A 3,943-nucleotide genomic window follows, 5' to 3' on the forward strand; every position below is an offset into this window, starting at 1 on the left:
GGCTTCCCACCGACCTTATTCCATTTCTGTAATTCTAAGGGTACAGCTTCATAATCACCTTGATTAAGCTTCTTCAACAAGGTTGACTTGCAAAAAGCTGCTGTTCCTACATTATAGCAAAATGATACCAATGCCGCGAATTGACAATCCGTTAACGAAACCGTCACCGCTTCCTCGACTGTCTTCTCAAATTGCTTTAAGTCTTCACAAAGGATTTCTTCAGCTTGCTTTTGCGTAATACGCATGCCTTTTTTGACAAGCGGTTGACCTGCATTGCTGGTATGACCATAACCAATGGTCCAGATACATGCTGTATCTCTATAAGCCTCTAAACGCAATCCTTCCCACTGTTTGATAAGCTCCAAACCTTCTTGCGATATCTTTCTCATCTGACGCTCCATAAAAAAGCCCCACAAAAGTGAGGCTGGATAAAAATGTTTTCTTATGATCTCTATTGGCTATGCTCTTTGATCAGCTGCTCGACTTCTTCAACACGAAAGCCAAGTTGAAAGAGCGGCGCATAGTCGCTTTCTTGTAATTCATACTGACAACGCTTTTCTACAAAATCACCATTTGAATCAAACGGCATGGTTGTTGTTAGACAAACCTTATGCGTGTCATCTTCAATCCCCTCTTCTCCCTCTCCAAGCTCTTTAACAAAGACCCAATAAAAACGTGTTGCTAAAAGACCCTCTAGCCTTCTGACCGTTTCAGCCTTATCAAATTCAAGCATGTTCAGATAATCTTGCTTCGTATTTAAATGCCCTGGATAATCTATCATCTTATCCTCCTCAAAAATCACGGGGACGGCTACAGCCTCGAGCCCCTAACATCTCACCCTTGAAACTACGAGAATACTGACCACTACGAAAAAACGAACCATTAGAGACACCACCACTCCAAAGACCTCCTCCTACCAACACATTCATATCTGTTCTAAAAGCCGTCCTTCCCGCTGCTATAGAAGGTACCTGTATTGGAAAAGTCTCTGATAAAAATTGTGAAACATAACCGCAGCCATCCTCACACCCTATATGTGAAATCATACGCCTATTCGCCGTATCAACGTGTCCTCCAGAACTCTTAGGAGAAGGGGCTTTCTTCCCTTGAATATTTGTCTTTTCATTGCTTCCATACATCGCAGACGCAAATTCTGTATCATTGAGAAAAGATTTTTTAACACGCATCATATCGGATAAGTGATCTGTATAAGTACGGTTTGTTGTGATAGGAGTACCATACGCCGAGCGCGTATTTTCACCCATCCCTGACTGGAGATAAATATCAACCCAAATATCTGTAGAGGGGTCGTAGACCATCCCTTCTGGACTACTATGCGGGCGGTGATTCAAACACCAAACGGAATGGGGTAATATATCCCCTGCTTGATACCCCGATAACGGATGATCTATTATAACACCAACATCCGCACAAAGCGTATGAAACCCTCCTATCTTGACAGAATTATCCGCTGTGTATCCATCCGGATAAGTAGCATTCTGTGACACAACCGATTGGATGCTATCGTCTTTAGGAACAACATAAACATAATAGTTTTTTCCTGCTTCAAGTTCAATGTCGAACTTGGTAGGGGTGTCCTCTGGAGTCTTATATATGCGAAGGTTTTCGTCGTCATCTTTGCCCGCATGAGAAAATTGAAGTATCGTTCCTTTCTTATGAAAGGATTTTAGAATGACAGAAAATGATATTCTTTTAACAGACCGTGAAAGTGCAAAATTACTTCATATGAGTGTCTCAACATTCCGCCGTCATGTTACCAATGGCTCTCTCCCAAAACCCTTAAAATTTGGTTTTTTATCTCGTTGGTTACAATCGGATCTTTTGAATGTCATCGAGCAAGCAAAACAGCAACGTTATAACGACGTGGCATAAAAAAACCTTGTCACGTAAGGACGGACAAGGCTTTCTCAAACTCATCAATCTAGAGATAGCATAATCCGTCCTATGACGCAATGTTATAGGATTTAAAATGATGTGTTCTTTTAAGTTAGAGAATAATACTCCTTTAACTGATAATGATAACGGCTCTTTAAATGATAAGACTTGTTTAGAAGCCATTCCTTATGAAATCGCATTGCAACAAAATGGTTGGGGGGAATTGCAACCGATTAATACGGCTCTCTTACCCGTCGAGCCTTTTAGCTTATTACAGTTGCCAACGCCATTAATGGACTATGTTTATGACGTTGCGGATAGCCAACAAGCCCCTATGGATTTTATTGCTATCTCTGCTCTCTGTGCTTTGGCTGCTGTGATTGGCAATGGCGTGCGGGTTGCCCCAAAACAACATACCAATTGGAAAATTGTTCCTAATCTATGGGGTGCCATTGTGGGGGAACCTTCGACCATGAAAACAGGTACCATGGACGCTGCTTTAGAACCTCTTTATGAATTTCAAGATGAATGGCATTAAGAGTGGGTAAAGAAGAAAAAACAGCAAGAAACAAAAGATATTCTTAGTGAATTAGATAAACGAGAAAAGAAAAAACAAGCCTATAAAGCACTCAAAGATCAAGACGAAGAACAAGCCCTTGCTCTTCTTTCACAAACTCTTGAACACAAAGAAAGTGAGGAAGATGACAGTTCTATAAAACGCCGTCTTATCGTCAATGATGTGACCGTTGAAGATGTGACTGTTGAAAAGCTTGGGGAACTCTTAAAAGAAAACCCCCGTGGTCTCTTGTTGGTTCGTGATGAATTAGCTGGTTTTTTATCTAATCTGGCAAGAAAGGAATATCAATCAAACCGTTCTTTCTATCTAACAGCTTTTAATGGCAATAAGTCTTACACCTATGACCGTATAGGACGGGGAACCATTTTTATTCCCAATGCAACTGTCTCTATTATAGGGGGTATTCAACCTGCACGTATTATTCCCATTATTCAAGACATGCACCGTGGAATAAACGATGATGGTCTTATGCAACGGCTTCAAATGCTGATCTTTCCCGATGAACGACAAGAGCAGTTATGGGTTGATAGACCTCCCAATCAAAAGGCATGGGAAAGTTATCAAGGGGTTTTTCGTTCTCTTTATGATAAACCATTAGGATCACCAAAATATCCGATAACTATACGCTTTTCTGCCGAAGCCCAAGAAATGTTTCGTGAATGGTGGGAAGATTTTCAGAAAAGAATAAAGAATGGTCATTTCTCATCAAGTTTAAAAGCACATCTTTTGAAAATGAATCAAACCATACCAACTCTTGCGTTGATTTTTGAACTGGTTGAGGGTGGGCGTTTGGAAATCAATAAAGATGCCCTTGAAAGAGCCTTGTATTGGGAAAAATATTTGTTAAGTCATGTCAAAAGGCTTTATGCGGCGGCGGATAGCTTAGCAACAGAGGGGGCAAAATTAATTGTCGAACGTTGTGATTGTTTACCCGATGTTTTTACAACAAGGGATATTTATAAACGTGATTGGAAATGTTTCAAAGATAATGGAGCCGTTAAGCAAGCTTTAGAGCTTTTATGCCGTTGTAACTATATACGTGAAATCTCTGGAGACAAGAACTCACAAGGCGGTCGACCTACCATACGCTATGAATGGAATCCCTTAGTGACAAGCCATAAAACATCACACTGAGGCAATTTGGAAATCTTATAGAACATTAACAATATAATAGTGAACTCTTCAAAGCACTCCCCATTATGAGTTTTGGGGGTGCTTTTTATACGTATTATTTTATTTTTTTAATTAGAAATAAAAGTTATTATATTTCAATATGTTAATGTTTTAAAGAAACAACCTATATTAAATACAATCCGTAAATACAATCTATAATATATATTTAAAGGAGTTTTGTAGGGGGGGTGGGGGTTTTAAGAACCTACAAAACCTATCTATAAAACCTATCAAATTACTCATTCTGATATTTTAAAGTACATAGTACATTTATTTTGATTAATCCGTGAAATGAAT

4 protein-coding genes and 1 pseudogene are annotated in these 3,943 nt (G+C 39.4%); 2 read left to right on the forward strand and 3 right to left on the reverse strand.

The genetic code is table 11. From position 1 onward, the window contains the following. From ACFIMW_RS08785 to ACFIMW_RS08795, 3 genes are all read right to left on the reverse strand, one after another. Nucleotides 1-389 (reverse strand): lysozyme (locus tag ACFIMW_RS08785; protein ID WP_375608827.1); only part of this gene is annotated, 389 nt, incomplete at its 3' end. A gap of 62 nt (nt 390-451) precedes the next feature. Further along, entirely contained in the window at nt 452-781 is a 330-nt protein-coding gene (locus tag ACFIMW_RS08790) for a hypothetical protein (protein ID WP_375608828.1), read from the reverse strand. Between the two features lie 10 nt (nt 782-791). Further along, nucleotides 792-1,616: a hypothetical protein gene (locus tag ACFIMW_RS08795; protein WP_375608829.1), complete on the reverse strand. Its 825-nt coding sequence runs from the start codon at nt 1,614-1,616 to the stop codon at nt 792-794. 76 nt (nt 1,617-1,692) lie between these two features. Between ACFIMW_RS08795 and ACFIMW_RS08800 the strand changes: the two genes are divergently transcribed. Together ACFIMW_RS08800 and ACFIMW_RS08805 are read left to right on the forward strand one after the other, a co-directional pair. Next, the gene (locus ACFIMW_RS08800; protein ID WP_007347430.1) at nt 1,693-1,893 is read left to right on the forward strand and encodes an AlpA family transcriptional regulator; all 201 of its coding nucleotides are present in this window, start codon (nt 1,693-1,695) and stop codon (nt 1,891-1,893) included. A 97-nt stretch (nt 1,894-1,990) separates the two neighbouring features. Next, a pseudogene (locus ACFIMW_RS08805) lies at nt 1,991-3,607 on the forward strand (YfjI family protein). The last annotated feature ends 336 nt before the right edge of the window (nt 3,608-3,943 follow it).

The organism is Bartonella sp. AC329YNZD (genome assembly GCF_042196685.1).
Lineage (GTDB): Bacteria > Pseudomonadota > Alphaproteobacteria > Rhizobiales > Rhizobiaceae > Bartonella.

What these genes read in the sequence shown, in the direction of transcription:
- ACFIMW_RS08790 (WP_375608828.1), bottom strand. Translation starts at nt 781, where the DNA reads ATGATAGATTATCCAGGGCATTTAAATACGAAGCAAGATTATCTGAAC.
- ACFIMW_RS08800 (WP_007347430.1), top strand. Translation starts at nt 1,693, where the DNA reads ATGACAGAAAATGATATTCTTTTAACAGACCGTGAAAGTGCAAAATTA.